Below are 17742 nucleotides of genomic sequence, written 5' to 3'. Positions count from 1 at the left end.
GGCATGAGCCCACCTCTACTTAGTATTCTTTTTCATTATAGCCAAAGTCAGCCAAATCTAGCTTTTTATCACGCCAGTTTTTCTTGACCTTGACCCAAGTTTCTAAGAAGACCTTGTCCCCTAGCATGAGTTCGATATCACGACGAGCCATAGTCCCAATTTTCTTGAGCATAGCGCCACCTTTACCGATGATGATACCCTTTTGGCTATCGCGCTCGACCATGATGGTAGCTCGGATATGAACCTTGTCTGTCTCTTCGTCACGTTTCATAGAGTCAACCACTACTGCGACTGAGTGAGGAATCTCTTCACGAGTTAGGTGCAAAACTTTCTCACGAATCATCTCTGAGACCAAGAAACGCTCTGGGTGGTCTGTGATTTGATCAGCTGGGAAATACTGGAAACCTTCCTCCAGATTTTCACTAAGAATGTCGATTAGACGAGAAACATTATTTCCCTGAAGGGCTGAGATAGGCACAATCTCCTTAAAGTCCATCTGGTTACGGAAGTCATCTATCTGAGCCAGAAGTTGGTCTGGGTGGACCTTGTCAATCTTATTGACCACCAAAATCACTGGAACCTTGGCTGCTTTCAGACGCTCGATAATCATGTCGTCGCCTTTACCACGTGGCTCATCAGCTGGCACCATGAATAGAACAGTATCCACTTCACGAAGGGTACTATAGGCAGATTCCACCATGAAATCCCCAAGAGCTGTTTTAGGCTTGTGAATTCCTGGTGTGTCGATAAAGACGATTTGTTCCTTATCCGTGGTGTAAATCCCCATGATTTTATTGCGCGTTGTTTGCGCCTTGTCACTCATGATAGCAATCTTTTGCCCCATAACGTGATTTAAAAAGGTTGACTTCCCAACATTGGGACGTCCTAAAATGGCTACAAAGCCTGATTTAAATGTCATAATTTCCTCTTATTGTTTAAAATAGTAAATCCCAAATGCGTGGGAGAAATATAAGCGCACCTGTCAAAGCGGCAAAAAGTGAGACCACAAGCACGGCACCTGCTGCCATGTCCTTGGCTTTCTTTGCTAACATAGAAAAGTGATAGTGACTGGCTAGATCCACCACATTTTCAATGGCAGAGTTCATAATTTCAAATGCTACTACCAAGAAAATGCTCATCAGGAGAAAGAGCCATTCGATCCGTGACACCTGAAAAACAAAACCTGCAAGGATAACCACTAGAGCTGTCACTGCATGTTTTCGCATATTGCGTTCTTCCTTGATGGCAGTCAGAATTCCTGTAAGGGCAAATTCTAAACTGGATACAAGGTCACGATTTTTCCATTTTCGTTTATTGTCTTGTGAGTCCATAGGCTGTTAAAATTTCTTCTTGTAAACCGAACATCTCCGCTTCTTCTTCCGAAGTGTAGTGATCATAGCCGTTGATATGTAAAAAGCCGTGTACTGCCAAGAAGCCCATCTCGCGCTCAAAGCTGTGACCGTATTCCTCGGCCTGCTCATGCGCTTTATCGATAGAGATGAAAAGTTCCCCAATATAGGCATCAAATTCAGACATCATTTCTGCCAATTCTGGATTGTCTGTCAAATCCTCCTCGTCAACAGTAATGTTCAATTCTGACTTATACTCAAGGCTAATGACATCTGTCGGACGATCCGTATCACGGTACTCGAGGTTGAGTTCGTGGCTACGTTCATTGGTCACAAAAGTAACTGCCATCTCCTTGTCTTCTTTTCCTATTTTTTGGGCTGCAAATTCCAAAATATCTTGGGTTTGTTGCAAGATTTCTTGTGAAACTTGACCAGTTTCATCTACCATTTCAATATACATGTGCTTCTCGATTCTCTTTACTTGGCTTTATTATACCATATTTCTATGATTTTATTCTACCTTTTTGATATAATACTATGGAATACAATCACAAGGAGAGAACGATGTCATTTGACGGATTTTTTTTACACCACATGGTTGAGGAATTGCGGAGCGAGTTGGTCAATGGTCGCATCCAAAAAATCAATCAGCCTTTTGAACAAGAGTTGGTCTTGCAAATCCGCAGTAATCGCCAAAGCCATCGCCTGCTCCTCTCTGCTCATCCAGTTTTCGGACGCATTCAGCTAACCCAAACGACCTTTGAAAATCCAGCCCAACCTTCCACCTTTATCATGGTTTTGAGAAAGTATTTACAAGGCGCCCTGATTGAGTCGATAGAGCAAGTGGAAAATGACCGTATCGTGGAGATCACTGTTTCCAATAAAAACGAGATTGGAGACCATATTCAGGCTACATTGATTATCGAAATCATGGGAAAACACAGTAATATTCTACTGGTCGATAAAAGCAGTCATAAAATCCTCGAAGTCATCAAACACGTTGGCTTTTCGCAAAATAGCTACCGAACCTTACTTCCAGGCTCGAGCTATATCGCTCCTCCAAGTACGGGATCCCTCAATCCTTTTACTATCAAGGATGAAAAACTCTTTGAAATCTTGCAAACCCAAGAACTAACTGCAAAAAATCTTCAAAGCCTTTTTCAAGGTCTAGGAAGAGATACCGCAAACGAACTGGAAAGGCTCTTGGTTCGTGATAAACTCTCCACTTTCCAGCACTTTTTCGGACAAGAAACTAAACCTTACCTAACGGAGACTTCCTTCAGTCCAGTTCCTTTTGCCAATCGTGTAGGAGAGCCTTTTGCCAGCCTTTCGGATCTCTTAGATACCTATTATAAGGATAAAGCCGAGCGCGACCGCGTTAAACAACAAGCCAGCGAACTGATTCGACGTGTTGAAAATGAACTACAGAAAAATCGTCACAAACTAAAAAAACAAGAAAAAGAATTACTGGCGACAGACAACGCTGAGGAGTTTCGCCAAAAAGGAGAGTTGCTGACAACCTTCCTCCACCAAGTGCCTAATGACCAAGACCAGGTTACCTTGGACAACTACTACACCAATCAGCCTATCACCATTGCTCTTGATAAGGCTCTAACACCCAGTCAGAATGCCCAGCGCTACTTTAAACGCTACCAGAAGCTCAAAGAAGCTGTCAAATATCTGACTGAGCTGATCGAAGAAACCAAGTCTACCATTCTCTATCTGGAAAGTGTGGAAACTGTTCTCAGTCAAGCTGGACTAGAGGAAATCGCTGAAATCCGTGAAGAATTGATCCAAACAGGCTTCATCCGAAGAAGACAGCGGGAGAAAATCCACAAACGCAAAAAACCAGAACAGTATCTGGCTAGCGACGGAAAAACCATCATCTATGTCGGACGAAACAATCTTCAAAATGAAGAATTGACCTTTAAAATGGCCCGCAAGGAGGAACTTTGGTTCCATGCCAAGAACATTCCTGGAAGTCATGTCGTTATCTCAGGAAATCTCAATCCTTCTGACGAAGTCAAGACAGATGCGGCGGAACTGGCTGCCTATTTCTCCAAAGGGCGCTTGTCAAATCTCGTGCAGGTGGATATGATTGAAGTCAAGAAACTCAACAAACCAACTGGTGGAAAACCTGGCTTTGTAACCTACACAGGACAAAAGACCCTCCGCGTTACACCAGACCCAGAAAAAATCGCATCTATGAAAAAATCCTGATTTCAAGTGAAATCAGGATTTTCTATTACAATTTTAGTCTGCAATCAAGGTTTCCAAACCAACCTTCATCATATCGGTGAAGGTATTTTGTCGTTCTTCTGCAGTGGTGTCTTCGTCTGGATTGACCAAGCTATCAGAAATGGTCATGATAGCTAGCGCATCCACATGGTGTTGGGCTGCCAAATAGTAAAGTGCTGCTGCTTCCATTTCCACAGCCTTGACGCCCCATTTACCAAGCTCGATATTCTTTTCAAAGTAGTTTGAGTAAAAGACATCCGATGACAAAACATTCCCAACGTGGGTTGTCATACCAAGTTCTTTGGCGATATGGTAGGCCTTATCTAGCAAGTCAAAACTTGCAATTTGTGGAAAATCATACTGAGGCCAATCATTGCGGATGATGTTTGAGTTAGTTGCAGCTGCTTGTGCCAAGACCAATTCACGGACATGGACATCCTCATTCAAAGAACCTGCAGTTCCTACACGGATCAATTTCTTAACACCGTAGTCAACAATCAACTCACGCGCATAGATGGAAATAGACGGCATTCCCATCCCAGTTCCCATGACTGATACACGGTGACCTTTGTAAGTACCAGTGTAACCAAACATGTTACGCACTTCGTTAAAACAAACAGCATCTTCAAGGAAGTTCTCCGCAATAAACTTAGCACGAAGAGGATCCCCAGGAAGAAGAATTTTGTCAGCAATTTCACCCTGCTGAGCAGCAATATGGATAGACATAATTTATGATACAAAGAGCGAGAAGAAAACGACTGAAAATTAGGAATCTGACGAGAAATCCTGATTTCTCAGTCAGATTATCTATTTTCCGAGTTTTCCGCTCGTGTTCAAATTAGAACACCTTGCTCTACCTTTCTTTATTGTATATTCAGGATAGCGACAGAGAACAAAGTAAAAATAGGAAACTGACGACGCATCGCAGATGCTAGACAGTTTATCTTTTTTACACAGTTCTCCGCCCGTATTCAGTTCAGCAAATACGGTTTACCCATCCTTTCTTTTTTTGTTTTGAAAAGTTTTCCGCTCGTATTCAAATCAGAACACACGCTCTACCTTTCTTTTTTTATTTTTATATTTCATAGCTAGGAAAAATCGTATTCAATCATGACTCCGATAAGCCTACTACATTTTTATTTAAAACAGTTATTGATAAACTGACAATAGTTTTTAATCTCTTAAGATAAATCCTTGATTAGAAGAAACGGGCATTTCCTACCAAATTACTTTATTCTTTGACATCTTACACAGTATGCTAGCCCAAGGAAAGCGATCTAACACTTTTGCAAAACCATAAGCCAGGAAAGCAGATACTAAGAGATACGGAAGAGAATCTAAACCTAGCCCAGTGAAACCTATAACTAATCCGGTTGCAGAAATGGGCGCCCTCAAGGTCACAGATAAAAAGCAAACAGATCCTAAAAGTAAAACGGTTGGCTGGTTGTCCAAACCTAGAATCATGCCCAAGAGAGCAGCTCCAGCCATCCCCAAGGCAAAAGATGGCGTAAGAGTACCACCATAGGCCCCTGCCCAAAGGATAATAAGAACGACCACTGCTTTTAGGAAAAACATGAGAAGCACTGTTTGACCACTGCTGCCATTTAAAATCTCCTGAGCCATCATGCGTCCATTGCCAAGTAGATGCGGAAAGTAAATTGCTAGACCAACAAGAAAAAGAAAAGCTGAGGGCAATGTGAGAAGTATTCGTTTATCTTTTATCCTGTTTGAAGACACTTCTTTACTTAAGCGACCAAAAAGCCAAGCTAAGGGGGTTAAGAAAAGAAGTAATAAAGGGACAATCCACACTTCCTTTAATGACCATGCAATAGCTGAAATCTGGTAGAGAGCATGATCTGAAATAACCAATCCTGCTGTATAGGTTGACACATAGGTAGTCAAACCGACTAAGACAAATCGCTTGATAGATAAAGTAATTCCTAGAGTCTCAAAAACGAAGAAAACACTTGTTAATGGAACCTGATAGACAGCCGCTAAACCAGCACCAGCACCACAAGCAAGGAGAAAGATGCGATCCTTCATAGACAGTATACATATTTTTCCAATTGGCCCTGCAAATAGAGTTCCAATCTCTCGTGGCGCAGCTTCTTTTCCAATAGGCGCTCCCCCTCCAACTGCAATAATCTGCCAAATTGAATGAAATAGCTGTCTTAAAAAATGAAGCTTGTATTGCGAAGTCTCATCCTTCATCTGAGCTTTGATGGAATAAAATCTTCGACCCTTTTTGCAAGAAGTACCAGACTAAGGACGAGCTAAGACCCACGATTATTAAACTTAGTCCTATCCGTGAGGAGGAAACTCCATCTGTCAAAAATCCACTATGATGCTCTGACTGACCAAAAACTAGCCCCTCCACCATCTCTAAAAGATAATGGAGAAATATACCAGATAAACCCGAAATTATTCCTTGCAGAATTACTGCTATGAATAATCTAAAATTATAAGGGATTTCTCGAAAAATACTCCTCAATTCTATTAACATGATTACAATTCAGCAAGAATCGCTTTAAGCAAACCTTTGAAGTCGTCTTTAACACGTTCAGTCACTTCTACAACTTCCTCGTGGTTGAGTTCTTCTTGGAAACCAGCAGCATGGTTAGTAATACATGAAATACCGAGAACTTTCAAGCCTGAGTGGGCTGCCACAATAACTTCAGGAACAGTGGACATACCAACTGCATCTGCTCCCAATGTCTTATAGGCACGAATCTCTGCAGGTGTTTCATAAGTCGGACCAGTTACACCGATATAGACACCTTCATCAAGCTTGATACCGAGTTTTTTAGCCACTTCATGGGCAGTTGCACGATATTCTGGAGTGTAGGCTTTAGACATATCTGGGAAACGTGGACCAAAGTCATCTAAATTTTCACCAATCAACGGATTTTGACCCGTAAAGTTGATATGGTCTGAGATAGCCATCAAGGTACCAGGACCGTAGCCGATACCTCCTGCAGCGTTGGTAACAATGACACCCTCACAGCCGAGAACTTTCATGACACGTACAGGGAAAGTTACCACTTCAAGAGGGTTTCCTTCGTAGAAATGGAAACGCCCTTGAAGAGCCAAGACCTTGCGACCAGAAAGTTCTCCATATACCAATTTACCAGCGTGACCAACTACGGTTGAACGACCCCAGTTTGGAATTTCTGCATAGTCTACAACTACTGGATTTTGGATTTCTTCTGCAAGTTCTCCCAGACCTGATCCAAGGATTAAACCAAATTCAGGCGCTAGGACACCCTTTTCTTTCAAAAAAGCAGCTGTTTCCTTGATTTTGTCTAAAAATGTCATTGTGTGTCTCCTTTATTATTTTTTAGTAATTTACCAATTTTGTCAAAGGTTTTTGCATTACGAATGGTGATTTGGCGGTAGAAAGGCATCTTGAGTAAGTACTTGTGATAGGCTGTTGCATAGTAAGATTCTTCAGAAAATTTCCCCCAGAAAATCCCAAGTTTACCAAAATGAACGACTTCATCTTCCAGTTCCAAACTGTCCACTTTCTCGATGACTTGATCCACATCCAAGCCCTCCGTGTAGAAGAGGACATCTTTTCGTGCCATGTCTTTTGTCCACCAACCTGGTAGATTGTCAAGTTCCGCCTCAAAGTCCTCTAGACTCAGCAAAGAAAAGCTCTGAATAAATGGATAATGGACTTTAAAGAAAGTCTCTAACTTTTCAACCAATCGGGCTTTGGGGGCTATCGAAGTAAAGAAGATATTGCCACTGTTGATGTAGGTTTCAACCTTTTCCAGTCCCAACTCTGTCAGTTCTTGACGGAGTTGCGCCATGACAACCTTATTTTTCCCACCGACATTAATGCCCCGAACAAGTAAAGCATATCTCGTCATCTTATACCAATTTATCTAAGAAACTTTCTCCAATCATGGCTGTTTCAACACCAAAGTTATCCGCAACTGTTGCAGAGATATCAGCAAAATGTCCAACTGGAATCAAACCGTTTCCTTTAAAGGCAGGACTGTAAGCCAAAAGTGGAATGTATTCACGAGTGTGGTCTGTACCCGCGTAGGTTGGATCATTTCCATGGTCCGCAGTAATCAAGAGAAGGTCATCCTCTCGCATGGCGGCGATAATTTCAGGCAAGCGCTCATCAAACTCATGCAAGCAATCACGGTAACCATGAGCGTTACGGCGGTGACCGTAAAGAGCATCAAAGTCTACCAAGTTTGTAAATGAGAATCCTTTTTCAAACTCAGCAAGTCCCATAGTCTTCAACAGTGTATCAATTCCATGACTATTTGACTTGTTATGACCCATGTCATGGTTGATACCAGCACCGTTAAAGATATCATTTATTTTTCCAACGGCATAAGTATCGATACCAGCTTCGTTGAGTTTGTCGAGAACGGTTGGTGCAAATGGAGATACAGCCAAGTCACGACGATTTGCCGTGCGAGTGAAGTTTCCAGGCTCACCTACATATGGACGGGCAATGATACGACCTAGAAGGGCTGGACGCTCAAGAGTGATCGAACGAGCGTATTCACAAATACGGTAAAGTTCATCCAAAGGAATGATGTCTTCGTGGGCAGCGATTTGCAAGACAGGGTCAGCTGAAGTATAGATAATCAACTCCCCAGTTTCCATTTGACGTGGTCCAAAGTCATCGATAACAGCCGTTCCTGAGTACGGTTTGTTAGCTTCACGAATGACCTTGCGTCCTGAGAATTCTTCGATTTTCGTCAAGATTTCTTCCGGGAATCCATTCCAGAAAATATCGAAAGGCTCCGTAATGTTAAGTCCCATGATTTCCCAGTGTCCAGTCATAGTATCCTTACCAAGAGATACTTCTTCTAGTTTTGTTGCATATCCTGTTGGATTGCTTTCAGCTGGTACAGTCTTCAAAGGCGTTTCGCGAGGAATATTTCCTAGACCGATTTTAGCCATGTTTGGAACATTCAAACCAACTGTTTTGGAAATGTGTCCCAGTGTATCAGAAGCTCCATCTGGAACCCCTGCATTGACAAAGTTATTAGCATCTGGTGCAGCACCAATTCCGACAGAATCCAGTACCACCAAGTGAATTCGATTAAATTTTGACATAATCTGTCTCCTTATTATTTTGCTTTTGTTGAAGTTAAAATCTGAACACCATCTCGTCCCGCTACGATGACCTTATCCACCATTTGGTTGAATAAGCCATGCTCGACGACACCAACGACATGATCCAATTCTTGTCCGAAAGCAATTGGGTCTTCAATGACTTCCAAGGCTAGATCAATGATAAAGTTCTGCATATCTGTCACAAAACGTTGACCGTCTTTTTCACGGAAACTTGGTTTGTAGCCAGCTCGCTCAAAACGACGAAAAACCTGCTCTGCGCCATATTGAACCACTTCTACTGGCAATTTAAAAGCACCTAGTTTTTCTACCAGTTTGCTTTCATCCACCACCCAAATGTATTCTTTTGAGGGCGTTGCGACAACCTTCTCCATCAGAAGGGCACCCCCACCGCCTTTGATCCCGTTAAACTGGCTATCTACTTCATCCGCTCCGTCGACTGTCACATCGACAAAGTCCACTTGATCAATCGACTTGAGCGGGATATTAAGACCTTCGGCCTGTTTACTGGTCACACTGGAAGTTGTTACAGCAGTAATCTGTAAACTTTCTTCCTTAATCCGACGACCGATTTCTTCTACGAAATAGTAGGCAGTAGAGCCCGTTCCAAGTCCGACTACCATGCCATCCTTGACAAACTCAGCAGCCTTGATACCTGCCATTTTCTTCAGATTTTCCACTCAAACACCTCCATTAAAGAGCTATTTTTATTATAACATGTATCCGTTTTTATTTCATGGATACACTGGAAAAACCCGAACATTTTTATTTCGGGTTTTTATGTCCTATTTAACCATATCAGGATCGTAGTCATAAAATCCTGTATCAAGGAAACGATTTTTAGGATGAAGTTTACGGACTTCTTCATCCAGCAAGAAGGCTTGATCATGGCTAAAGTTACCCTCTTGGATCAAGCTACGCGCTTGGATAAAGAGTTTAGCAATCTCAACAAAATTCTGACCTGGAGTGTAGAGTCCTTCTAGCTTCCAATGGGTGAAACCATGCTCAACCAACTCAGTCAATTTGGTCATTAAATCAAGGTCATTGTTAGCAAAGATGTGGGTACCATGATTGTCTTCAAAGATAGAGTAATGGCTTTCTGGGTCACTCGGTTCTGCAAGGAAGAGATCACGTTTACGTGTTTTTTCATCATCGATGTGCGTGAAGTTGTAGTAGTTTTGTAAGAGCGGACGCTTAGAATGGTGAATGACACTGGCACCATAAACCAAGACTTCAGCAGGAATTTCCAAAATCTCTGGCATCTTAAAGAGTTCAGCAGATGGAATTTCACGCGCTAAAACCGCCTCAGAAGCTCCTGCCTTTTGACCCCAGAAATTAATCTGACGACTACTAGTTACCATAGTTGAAGCATCGTAGATAGTCTTGAAGGAATAGCCATCACGGTTGACCACGTAAAAGACACCTGCATCTCCTACTGTAATATAGTCTGTCTTGATTTCTTCCAAGAAGTCTAGGAAGGGCTTGATACGGTCCATCATATCTTGGTGCATGAGGGCGTTAACCGCAACGATCAATTCCTTACTCGCATCATGAACCAGCTTAGCGATGGTGCGCAACTCTTCATAACTAAAGGTCGTTGGCAGACGAAGACCAAAATCTTTCTCACCGACATAGATACGATCTACGTCAGCTTTAAGTAACTGTTCAACTTGTTCAATACTTTCAGCAGTTGCTGTAATGATAATCTTTTCCATAAGAAAAATTATACCACAATTCTCAAAAATCAGCTATGAATACCAGGAATTTTATAAAAAGTCAACGTCATTTTTTAAAGTTGGCAATCAAAAAAGTGAACAGTAACCAGTACCATCCACTCTCTTTTTTATGCATGTGTTTTTTCTACTAGGTGGCCATCATTCATGACATAGATACGGTCAACCTTATCAAGAAGGCGTGTATCATGTGTAATCATAACAACTCCTCTCCCTTGTTCGTGGGCAATGGCAGCCAACATCTCCGTTACTTGGTAAGCACGCTGGGTATCCAGACTGGCTGTCGGCTCATCTGCAAGCACGATGCTTGGATTGTTATAAAGCGCTCTAGCAATCGCCGCACGCTGACGTTCGCCACCTGATAAAGCCTTGGGATACTGATTTTGAACTTTTTCCAAATCCAACAGGTCAAGTAACTCTTTTCGATCACTTTTCCTATTTTTTCCCTTATCCAGTCTGTCAATCAAATCAAGCTGTTCCTTGACCGTTAGAAAAGGAATCAAGTTTGAAGCCTGAAGAATGAAGCCAAACTCTCTAAAACGGAGAGCTGTTTTCTCCTTCTCCGTCAAACTGCCTGTTTCTTTCCCCTTTACCAAAATCTTTCCACTTGATGCTTCCTGAAGTTGTCCTAGAGTTGTTAGAAAGGTCGTCTTTCCAGAGCCTGAAGGCCCAACGATAGCTACGAATTCTCCCGCATTTAGCTGAAAATTCGTCTCATGTAGGGCAACGACTTTCATCTTTCCTTCCCCGTAGGTTTTTGTCACTTGATTCATTTCAATCAATGTTGTCATACTATTCTCCTTATCACTCTGCAATCGCAGTAATCGGGTCCACCTTTAGCAAGCGTGGAAGTGAAATGACACCACCTAGAAGGGCCATCAAGGAAATTACCAAACTTAGGATAGAGTAGGCTAACCAACTTGGGTAGAAAAAGAAGGTAGCTGGTAAGACTAAAATCACTCCTCCAATAGCCAGCAAGGCTAAAGCAATCCCCATACCAGCTAGAAGGAAGATTTGACAGAAAAGAGACCATACAATGGTTTTGATCTGTATTCCCTGAGCCCGCATTATTCCATAAAGTCCTAGTTTTTGGATGGTAATGATATAGACAAAAATCCCCACAATCAAGCCTGTGATAACAATCATAGCAAGAATCATGCCTGAAAATACATTCACCTGAGGTGTGTAACCAGGAATTTTCGATATCATTTTTGGAATAGAAATCTGTTTCAGTCCGTCTCCAGCCACTTCTATATCATTTTTCAATACCAAGGCAGAGATAGAATGATTGGCTTTCAAGGTTCCTTGTAAGGTCCAATAAGTTGACAGACTCGTAAAGACAACAGGCTCGGTGAAAAATTTATTATCTTGAGTCAGACCTACAATCTTGTAACTTGCCTCGCTTCCATTGAGCTGAATGGTATCACCTAGCTTCATCCCATAATTCTCAAAGGACTGATCCACGACAACCTCATCATCTCCTTCAGGATAACGACCCTCCGTCAAACTAGGAGAGATAAAAGAGTCCCACTCTTGAGCAAAGATGGAAACATTGACCTTTTCACTATCATCGACTAGATTGGTCACAGCGAACATATAGCCAAGGGGAGCAGCCTCTTTAGAACTCTTATCCTTGTAGTTATTTTCAGGAATAAAGGATGCTGTCAAATTATCATTTGCGTAGTCAGATAAAACCACACCCGTCGCTTGCCAGTTATCAATAGCTGCTCTGTTATTTCTCACGAGGCCAAGAGCTAAACTGGTCATAAAAAAGACCATAAAAGCGATAAGAAAAATAGTAGTTAGAATCAAACTATATCGAAGTTTGTTTCGTAATATTTCTTTGATAGCAAGATACATGTTTATCTCCTTTAACTTTTCCCCAGAGGTAGCAAAATGCTACCCAGTCCAATAGACAGAATCTCTGTCTTATCATCCATTCAAAACAACTCCTACCACTCTTACAAAGAATCACGGTAGCAACTCAACAAATTATCTTAGGAAAAGCACTTGCTTGCAATCAATTTATATAAGTTATCCCTTCCTTGCTCAGTATATTTATAATAGAGAAGGTCTGGTCATCTGTTTCAAGTGTAACATCCATGCTATCACTTTCTCTAGTAGGTGTCAAGAAGAGCGACTCAGATAATGATAAGAGACTTTAGTAGTTTTGTAACAATTCTGTAATAATTCTCTGCATAAAAAATGATAAAATAGTTATGTACTGTTAAGGAGAGAATCATGTCCGCAAGAAAACTAGAAGCTTATGAGTTTGAACAAGCTCCCGAATCGAATCAAACTCCGCTTTATCAAGATTATACACCGGAAGCTCCAGTCGGCCCTAACTTAAAAGAGATTTTATTTTTTGTAAATATTGCTTGTTTTTGTATTTTTATGGCACTTTTTAGCTTTATCTTTTTAGCCTTAAAATTAAATACAGTTTTATCATTTATTGCTGCTATGGGGACAAGCTTCGCCCTCTTACAACTTCAACGAAAGATGATTAAACGAAAACTTTCAAAATAAAGGTTGGTACTACTACCAACCTCTTTTCTTGTTATCTAAAAAGACAGTTTCTCAAAACTGTCTTTTTTATTTATTCTTACGTTTGGAAGGAGATTGGATGGCAATTTTAACTTCAAAAATCGTTCCTCTAGGTTTGTTATCTTTTACGCTAATCGTTCCTCGTAAGGCATCTACAATCTGCTTGGCCAGAGATAGTCCTAGGCCAAAACCACCTTTCTGACGAGTCCTCGCCTTGTCTACACGGTAAAAACGGTCAAAGATTTTCTTCTTATCGGCAGCTGAGATTCCAATCCCATTATCTGTTACTGTAAGATAGAGATGGCGATCTGTAGCATGAACTACAAACTCAATCTTGCCATCTTCTTCGGTATACTTGATGGCATTATCAAACAAGATGGTCATGAGCTGTTTTAGGAGCAACTGATCGGTCATGAATGGGCGATAAACTCGATTTTCATAGTCAAAAACACGATCATTTTCAGAAGCAATCAACTCATAGTTGGCAAAGGTTGTTTTAAAGAATTGTGGAGAAACTTCTGCTATTTCTGGTTTGATTCCATCATCTCGACGTGCAAGGTTGAGAAGATTGGTCGTGAGGAAGCGCATGTTCCGAACTTCTTCGAGACTAGAAGCAATACTTTCGCTGGATTCCATAATCGTTGCCTCTGGTTTTCGAAAGAGATTCTCTAAGCGATTTTGTAAAACGGCCAAAGGCGTTCTCAGTTCGTGACTCGCATTTTCAACAAAGGACTTCTGCTTTTGCATACTTTCCAGTAAAGGTTTGACACTGACACGTGCCAGATAAACACTAGCAATTAAAGACAGGAGCCAGAAACTAGCCATAACTACAACAATTAAATGCTCGTGGTTTTGACTGATTTGCTCGAGCTGGCTGGTATTGATTAAAACCGCCGCATATTTGACATTGCTTGATACGGAGGAAGAGTTGGTTTCCATCAAGACCATTCGATAGGTTTCTTCCTGACCATAGCTATTGACTACTTGAATTTGGCGAATATGATTCAACTCTTTCTTGTCCAGCTTGATCTTATCCAAGCCTAGAAAACGATTGCCCAGTAAGAGTTGGTTAAAATCCTTGTCAAAGAGCAAAACTTCTGTATTTGAGCTAACATTGGGCTTTACTTCAGCCTTACTGGCATCCGCTGTTGCTGGTTGAATATCCTTGACTTCCTCAGTTGCCCGATTAAGGGCTAATTGGATGACAGCTTGTGGACTACTACTAAGGGCTTGGAGTTTTTCATCTACAGAGGTGTAGAGACTCGAGTGCATGACCTGAAGGATAATCAAGGTCATAGCAGAGAAAATCAGGGTGAACACTCCGAAGTTTCGAATGAAATAGCTGAAATCATCCGCATACCATGTTTTTTTTAGTTTATTGAACATCTTTTAAAATATACCCGACACTACGCAAGGTTTGAAGGTTTTCAGCAAAGGCTGTACCCTTCAGTTTCTTACGAACTTTTGAAACATAGACTTCTACAACGGAAATAGTCGTATCGCTATCAAATCCCCATAGGCGGTCAAAAATTTGTGTCTTGGGAAGAATGACATTTTGATTTTGAAGGAAGTAAACCAATAACTCAAACTCTTTCCCGAGCAATTCCACAGGAGTATCTTCCACTTTTACTTCATTCGTTGAAAGGTTGACGACAATATCCCCATAGGTCAAGGTATTTTCGTTAAACTTGCCTGAACGTTTGAGAAGAGCTTGAATCCGCATTTTGAGTTCTTCTAGGTAGAAGGGTTTGGTGAGGTAGTCATCCGCTCCCAACTCAAAACCATGTCCCTTGTCATCCAAACTCTCTTTGGCAGTCATGATAAGGACTGGTGTTGTAATTCCTTTTTCACGCAATTCTTTCAAAACTTGGAAGCCATTTTTTTCAGGCAACATCAGGTCAAGCAGAATCAAGTCATAAACGCCACTTTCTGCTTCGTAGAGACCTTCTTCTCCATCAAAGACCTGCATGACATCTGCAAAATCATCTAAAAAGTCAAATACTGAGTTTGACAGGCCTAGATCATCTTCTACTAATAAGATTTTTATCATCAGAAACTCCTCCTTGTTACGATTATTATACCAAAATTGCCTTAAAAAAAACTCAACTCTCTCTTGTTTTCAGATAGAAAGTTGAGTTTTTATTTACATTTCGAACGAATTAAACTTTAGCATATTGGGCTACAACAGCTTCGACTGCTGCTTTCTCACGCTTAATCAAGTCAACACGCGCTGCGATATCCTTGATTCCCATACGGATGTTTCGGCTAAGAGCGAGGTCAGAAAGTTGCGGTTCAAAGAATTCCTTGTACTCTGCCAAGCGTTGCTCTGTTTTAAAGATGTGTGATGGGAAGATAACAAAACTATCAAAGCTCATATCACCACCAAGGGCTGCCTTGATCCAATCCCAGTTTTCTCGCGCCCAAACCCAAACAGTTTCTTGGGTAGCTTGGTGTCCGAGGAATTGGAGGTACCATGAAGAAAGGTCTTGTGGTTTCACTACAAATTTGTCCTTCCATGAGCCAATCAAGGTTTGGATATTGTCGGCATCTGTACTGTACGCAAGAGCTCCTGCCAGCTGGCGTTTAAAGACCGCATCCGTCGCATGAGTATAGAGGTCCAGATAAGTTGCGACCAAATCCTTGGTCTCATGGTGTTTCATTTCATTGATGAGAACTTGAGCACGGATTGCTGCTGGAAGTCCTGCAAGATTTTCCTTGTGAGCCGCAAAGATTTGGCTAGCGACTTGACTAGCTTCTGCATCATTAGAGCGAATCATCATGGAAATGGTCAACTGACGAACCAATTCATCCTCATCTGATTCCCCATCTTTGGCTTCAAAACCAAGACGGTCATAGTTGTGACGAGCCAATTTAGCAACTAGACTGTTAAAGACTCTCTCAGTTTCTGTTCCTTCATCAATAAAGCGCTCGAGGGCAGCAATCACTTGAGAAACAGCTGAAACTACCAGGTAAGACTCTTCCTTGGCAAGTTTATCAAGGACTGGGAGCAAGTCAGCATAAGAAATGTGCCCTGCTTCAGCAAGCAAACGACGTTCTTGAACGATTTGCAGTTTGCTTGTGTTATCAAGTGTCTCTAGATCAGCAAGAACGGCATCTAACAAGTCTCCTTGATAGTCGGTAATGTAGTGGGCTGTATTTTCAGTGTTGAGACGAAGAGCTCCTTTGTTTTCAGCAAGAAGAGCAGCGTATCCAGGGATTTCGATACTTTCAGTTTCAAGTGTATCAGGCAAGCCTTTCCAGTTGCTGTTAAGTGGCACAACCCAGAGACGGTTCTTGTCTTCGTGCTCACCGATAAAGAATTGTTTTTGTGAAATCTTCAAGACATCATTTTCAACTTTGACAGTGAGAACTGGGTAACCAGGTTGCTCCAACCAAGAATCCATGAAGGCTGCGACATCACGGCCTGACGCTTGACCAAGTGCATTCCATAGGTCACGACCGATGGTATTTCCATATTGGTGTTTTTCAAAGTAGGCATGCAAACCTTTGGCAAAATCAGCATCACCGAGCCAACGACGAAGCATGTGCATGAGACGACTTCCTTTGGCATAGACGATAGCTCCGTCAAAGAGGGTATTGATTTCATCTGGGTGTTTGACTTCAACGTGAACAGATTGAACACCATCTGTCGCATCGCGTTTAAGCGCCGCTGGAACACCACCTGTTTGGAAGTCCTCAAAGATATTCCAACTTGGCTCGATGGCATCTACACAGACGTATTCCATCATATTAGCGAAGCTCTCGTTGAGCCAAAGGTCATCCCACCACTTCATAGTCACAAGGTTACCAAACCATTGGTGAGCAAGCTCATGGGCGATAACAAGGGCAACTTGTTGACGGCTGGCAAAGGTAGAGTTCTCATCCACAACTAAATAAACTTCACGGTAAGTTACAAGACCCCAGTTTTCCATAGCACCCGCTGAGAAGTCAGGAAGGGCGATATGGAGCGATTGAGGGATTGGGTACTTAACTCCATAGTAATCTTCGTAAAACTCGATGGAGCGAACGGCGATGTCTAATGAGAAATCAAGATTTGAAAGTGGGTGGGCTTTGGTTGAGTAGACACCTACAAGGGTACCGTTTTTCGTTTTAGCGGTAACCCCTTGCAAATCACCTGCGACGAAGGCCAACAAGTAAGAAGACATGCGAGGTGTTGTCGCAAACTTCCAGATACCCGTTTCCTTGCGGCTTTCAACATCAATCTCAGGCATGTTAGACAAGGCCAACTCACCTTCTGCTTGGTCAAAGCGAAGAGCAAGATCAAAGGTTGCTTTGGCTTCTGGCTCATCCACACATGGGAAGGCTTCGCGCGCAAAATGGCTCTCGAACTGAGTAGACAAGACTTCCTTCTTCACTCCATCAACAGTATAGTAAGAAGGGTAAATCCCTGTCATATTGTCTGTGATTTTTCCTGAAAATGCGATAACCAATTCAACTTGACCTGCATCAGCAAGTTCGATATGAAGGACTTCATTTTCATGATCAACTGTAAATGGACGAGCTTGACCCGCAACTTCTACAGAAGCGATTTCCAAGTCTTTTTGATGAAGGGAAATACGGTCACTTTTCGCTTGACCAGTGATGCTCACCTTCCCAGAAAACGTCTTAGTCTCACGACTCAAGTCTAAAAATAAATCATAATGTTCAGGAACAAATTGCGTAATAAAATGTTCAACTGCTTGCATAGTTTTTCTCCTATTCTAAGTTTAAGAGCTGCTGCTCTTCTTCAAACAAACTTATTATATCATGTTTTG

At 41.8% G+C, this 17742-nt stretch carries 16 protein-coding genes and 1 pseudogene; 2 read left to right on the top strand and 15 right to left on the bottom strand.

What is annotated here, in order from left to right:
* Positions 1-19: 19 nt before the first annotated feature.
* Genes era through ybeY form a run of 3 tightly spaced genes read right to left on the bottom strand, consistent with a single transcriptional unit; the run spans position 20 to position 1809 of the window.
* The gene (gene era, locus B7709_RS07070; protein WP_000143274.1) at positions 20-919 is read right to left on the bottom strand and encodes a GTPase Era; all 900 of its coding nucleotides are present in this window, start codon (positions 917-919) and stop codon (positions 20-22) included.
* A 16-nt stretch (positions 920-935) separates the two neighbouring features.
* Positions 936-1331, bottom strand: a complete 396-nt coding sequence (locus B7709_RS07065; RefSeq protein ID WP_084972243.1) for a diacylglycerol kinase family protein — start codon at positions 1329-1331, stop codon at positions 936-938.
* Positions 1312-1809, bottom strand: coding sequence for an rRNA maturation RNase YbeY (ybeY, locus tag B7709_RS07060; RefSeq protein ID WP_084972242.1), 498 nt, complete (start codon positions 1807-1809; stop codon positions 1312-1314). The genes B7709_RS07065 and ybeY overlap by 20 nt, the downstream gene beginning before the upstream one ends.
* A gap of 104 nt (positions 1810-1913) precedes the next feature.
* Here ybeY and pavA point away from each other — a divergent pair, with 104 nt between their 5' ends.
* Complete coding sequence (gene pavA / locus B7709_RS07055; RefSeq protein ID WP_084972241.1) at positions 1914-3569, top strand: Rqc2 family fibronectin-binding protein PavA; 1656 nt, start codon at positions 1914-1916, stop codon at positions 3567-3569.
* Between the two features lie 33 nt (positions 3570-3602).
* Here pavA and deoD read toward each other — a convergent pair whose 3' ends face one another.
* From deoD to B7709_RS07010, 9 genes and pseudogenes are all read right to left on the bottom strand, one after another.
* Positions 3603-4313 carry a purine-nucleoside phosphorylase gene (deoD, locus tag B7709_RS07050; RefSeq protein ID WP_012972499.1) on the bottom strand — a complete coding sequence of 237 codons (711 nt, stop codon included), beginning with the start codon at positions 4311-4313 and terminating at the stop codon, positions 3603-3605.
* Between the two features lie 492 nt (positions 4314-4805).
* Positions 4806-6090, bottom strand: a pseudogene (locus B7709_RS07045) (chloride channel protein).
* A gap of 2 nt (positions 6091-6092) precedes the next feature.
* The gene (locus tag B7709_RS07040; RefSeq protein ID WP_084972240.1) at positions 6093-6902 is read right to left on the bottom strand and encodes a purine-nucleoside phosphorylase; all 810 of its coding nucleotides are present in this window, start codon (positions 6900-6902) and stop codon (positions 6093-6095) included.
* Entirely contained in the window at positions 6899-7459 is a 561-nt protein-coding gene (locus tag B7709_RS07035) for a DUF1697 domain-containing protein (protein ID WP_084972239.1), read from the bottom strand. Before B7709_RS07035 ends, B7709_RS07040 begins: the two co-directional genes overlap by 4 nt.
* Before the next feature lies 1 nt (position 7460).
* Complete coding sequence (locus B7709_RS07030) at positions 7461-8672, bottom strand: phosphopentomutase (RefSeq protein WP_084972238.1); 1212 nt, start codon at positions 8670-8672, stop codon at positions 7461-7463.
* Between the two features lie 14 nt (positions 8673-8686).
* Positions 8687-9370 carry a ribose-5-phosphate isomerase RpiA gene (rpiA, locus tag B7709_RS07025; RefSeq protein WP_084972237.1) on the bottom strand — a complete coding sequence of 228 codons (684 nt, stop codon included), beginning with the start codon at positions 9368-9370 and terminating at the stop codon, positions 8687-8689.
* A gap of 105 nt (positions 9371-9475) precedes the next feature.
* Positions 9476-10405 (bottom strand): peptidase U32 family protein, encoded by a 930-nt coding sequence (locus B7709_RS07020; protein WP_084972236.1) that lies wholly within the window; start codon positions 10403-10405, stop codon positions 9476-9478.
* A gap of 128 nt (positions 10406-10533) precedes the next feature.
* Positions 10534-11214 (bottom strand): ABC transporter ATP-binding protein, encoded by a 681-nt coding sequence (locus B7709_RS07015; protein WP_084972235.1) that lies wholly within the window; start codon positions 11212-11214, stop codon positions 10534-10536.
* Between the two features lie 13 nt (positions 11215-11227).
* The gene (locus B7709_RS07010) at positions 11228-12283 is read right to left on the bottom strand and encodes an ABC transporter permease (RefSeq protein WP_084972234.1); all 1056 of its coding nucleotides are present in this window, start codon (positions 12281-12283) and stop codon (positions 11228-11230) included.
* Positions 12284-12664: 381 nt separating this feature from the next.
* Here B7709_RS07010 and B7709_RS07005 point away from each other — a divergent pair, with 381 nt between their 5' ends.
* Positions 12665-12949 (top strand): DUF3270 domain-containing protein, encoded by a 285-nt coding sequence (locus B7709_RS07005; protein WP_084972233.1) that lies wholly within the window; start codon positions 12665-12667, stop codon positions 12947-12949.
* Positions 12950-13015: 66 nt separating this feature from the next.
* On the opposite strand, the gene B7709_RS07000 is transcribed toward B7709_RS07005, so the two are convergent.
* From B7709_RS07000 to B7709_RS06990, 3 genes are all read right to left on the bottom strand, one after another.
* Positions 13016-14353, bottom strand: coding sequence for a sensor histidine kinase (locus tag B7709_RS07000; protein WP_084972232.1), 1338 nt, complete (start codon positions 14351-14353; stop codon positions 13016-13018).
* Positions 14343-15017 carry a two-component system response regulator CiaR gene (ciaR, locus tag B7709_RS06995; RefSeq protein WP_000590630.1) on the bottom strand — a complete coding sequence of 225 codons (675 nt, stop codon included), beginning with the start codon at positions 15015-15017 and terminating at the stop codon, positions 14343-14345. Before ciaR ends, B7709_RS07000 begins: the two co-directional genes overlap by 11 nt.
* Before the next feature lie 109 nt (positions 15018-15126).
* Positions 15127-17673, bottom strand: coding sequence for a M1 family metallopeptidase (locus B7709_RS06990; RefSeq protein ID WP_084972231.1), 2547 nt, complete (start codon positions 17671-17673; stop codon positions 15127-15129).
* Between the last annotated feature and the right edge of the window lie 69 nt (positions 17674-17742).

It is taken from the genome of Streptococcus oralis subsp. dentisani (assembly GCF_002096335.1).
GTDB lineage: Bacteria > Bacillota > Bacilli > Lactobacillales > Streptococcaceae > Streptococcus > Streptococcus oralis_Z.
The sequence above is the reverse complement of the archived record's forward strand: the minus strand, read 5'-3'. Positions and strand labels throughout refer to the sequence as shown.

Coding starts and splice junctions, on each gene's coding strand:
- B7709_RS06990 (WP_084972231.1), bottom strand. CDS start 17,673: ATGCAAGCAGTTGAACATTTTATTACGCAATTTGTTCCTGAACATTAT.
- era (WP_000143274.1), bottom strand. CDS start 919: ATGACATTTAAATCAGGCTTTGTAGCCATTTTAGGACGTCCCAATGTT.
- B7709_RS07035 (WP_084972239.1), bottom strand. CDS start 7,459: ATGACGAGATATGCTTTACTTGTTCGGGGCATTAATGTCGGTGGGAAA.
- B7709_RS07000 (WP_084972232.1), bottom strand. CDS start 14,353: ATGTTCAATAAACTAAAAAAAACATGGTATGCGGATGATTTCAGCTAT.
- ciaR (WP_000590630.1), bottom strand. CDS start 15,017: ATGATAAAAATCTTATTAGTAGAAGATGATCTAGGCCTGTCAAACTCA.
- B7709_RS07020 (WP_084972236.1), bottom strand. CDS start 10,405: ATGGAAAAGATTATCATTACAGCAACTGCTGAAAGTATTGAACAAGTT.
- B7709_RS07010 (WP_084972234.1), bottom strand. CDS start 12,283: ATGTATCTTGCTATCAAAGAAATATTACGAAACAAACTTCGATATAGT.
- ybeY (WP_084972242.1), bottom strand. CDS start 1,809: ATGTATATTGAAATGGTAGATGAAACTGGTCAAGTTTCACAAGAAATC.
- B7709_RS07005 (WP_084972233.1), top strand. CDS start 12,665: ATGTCCGCAAGAAAACTAGAAGCTTATGAGTTTGAACAAGCTCCCGAA.
- deoD (WP_012972499.1), bottom strand. CDS start 4,313: ATGTCTATCCATATTGCTGCTCAGCAGGGTGAAATTGCTGACAAAATT.
- B7709_RS07030 (WP_084972238.1), bottom strand. CDS start 8,672: ATGTCAAAATTTAATCGAATTCACTTGGTGGTACTGGATTCTGTCGGA.
- B7709_RS07040 (WP_084972240.1), bottom strand. CDS start 6,902: ATGACATTTTTAGACAAAATCAAGGAAACAGCTGCTTTTTTGAAAGAA.
- pavA (WP_084972241.1), top strand. CDS start 1,914: ATGTCATTTGACGGATTTTTTTTACACCACATGGTTGAGGAATTGCGG.
- B7709_RS07065 (WP_084972243.1), bottom strand. CDS start 1,331: ATGGACTCACAAGACAATAAACGAAAATGGAAAAATCGTGACCTTGTA.
- B7709_RS07015 (WP_084972235.1), bottom strand. CDS start 11,214: ATGACAACATTGATTGAAATGAATCAAGTGACAAAAACCTACGGGGAA.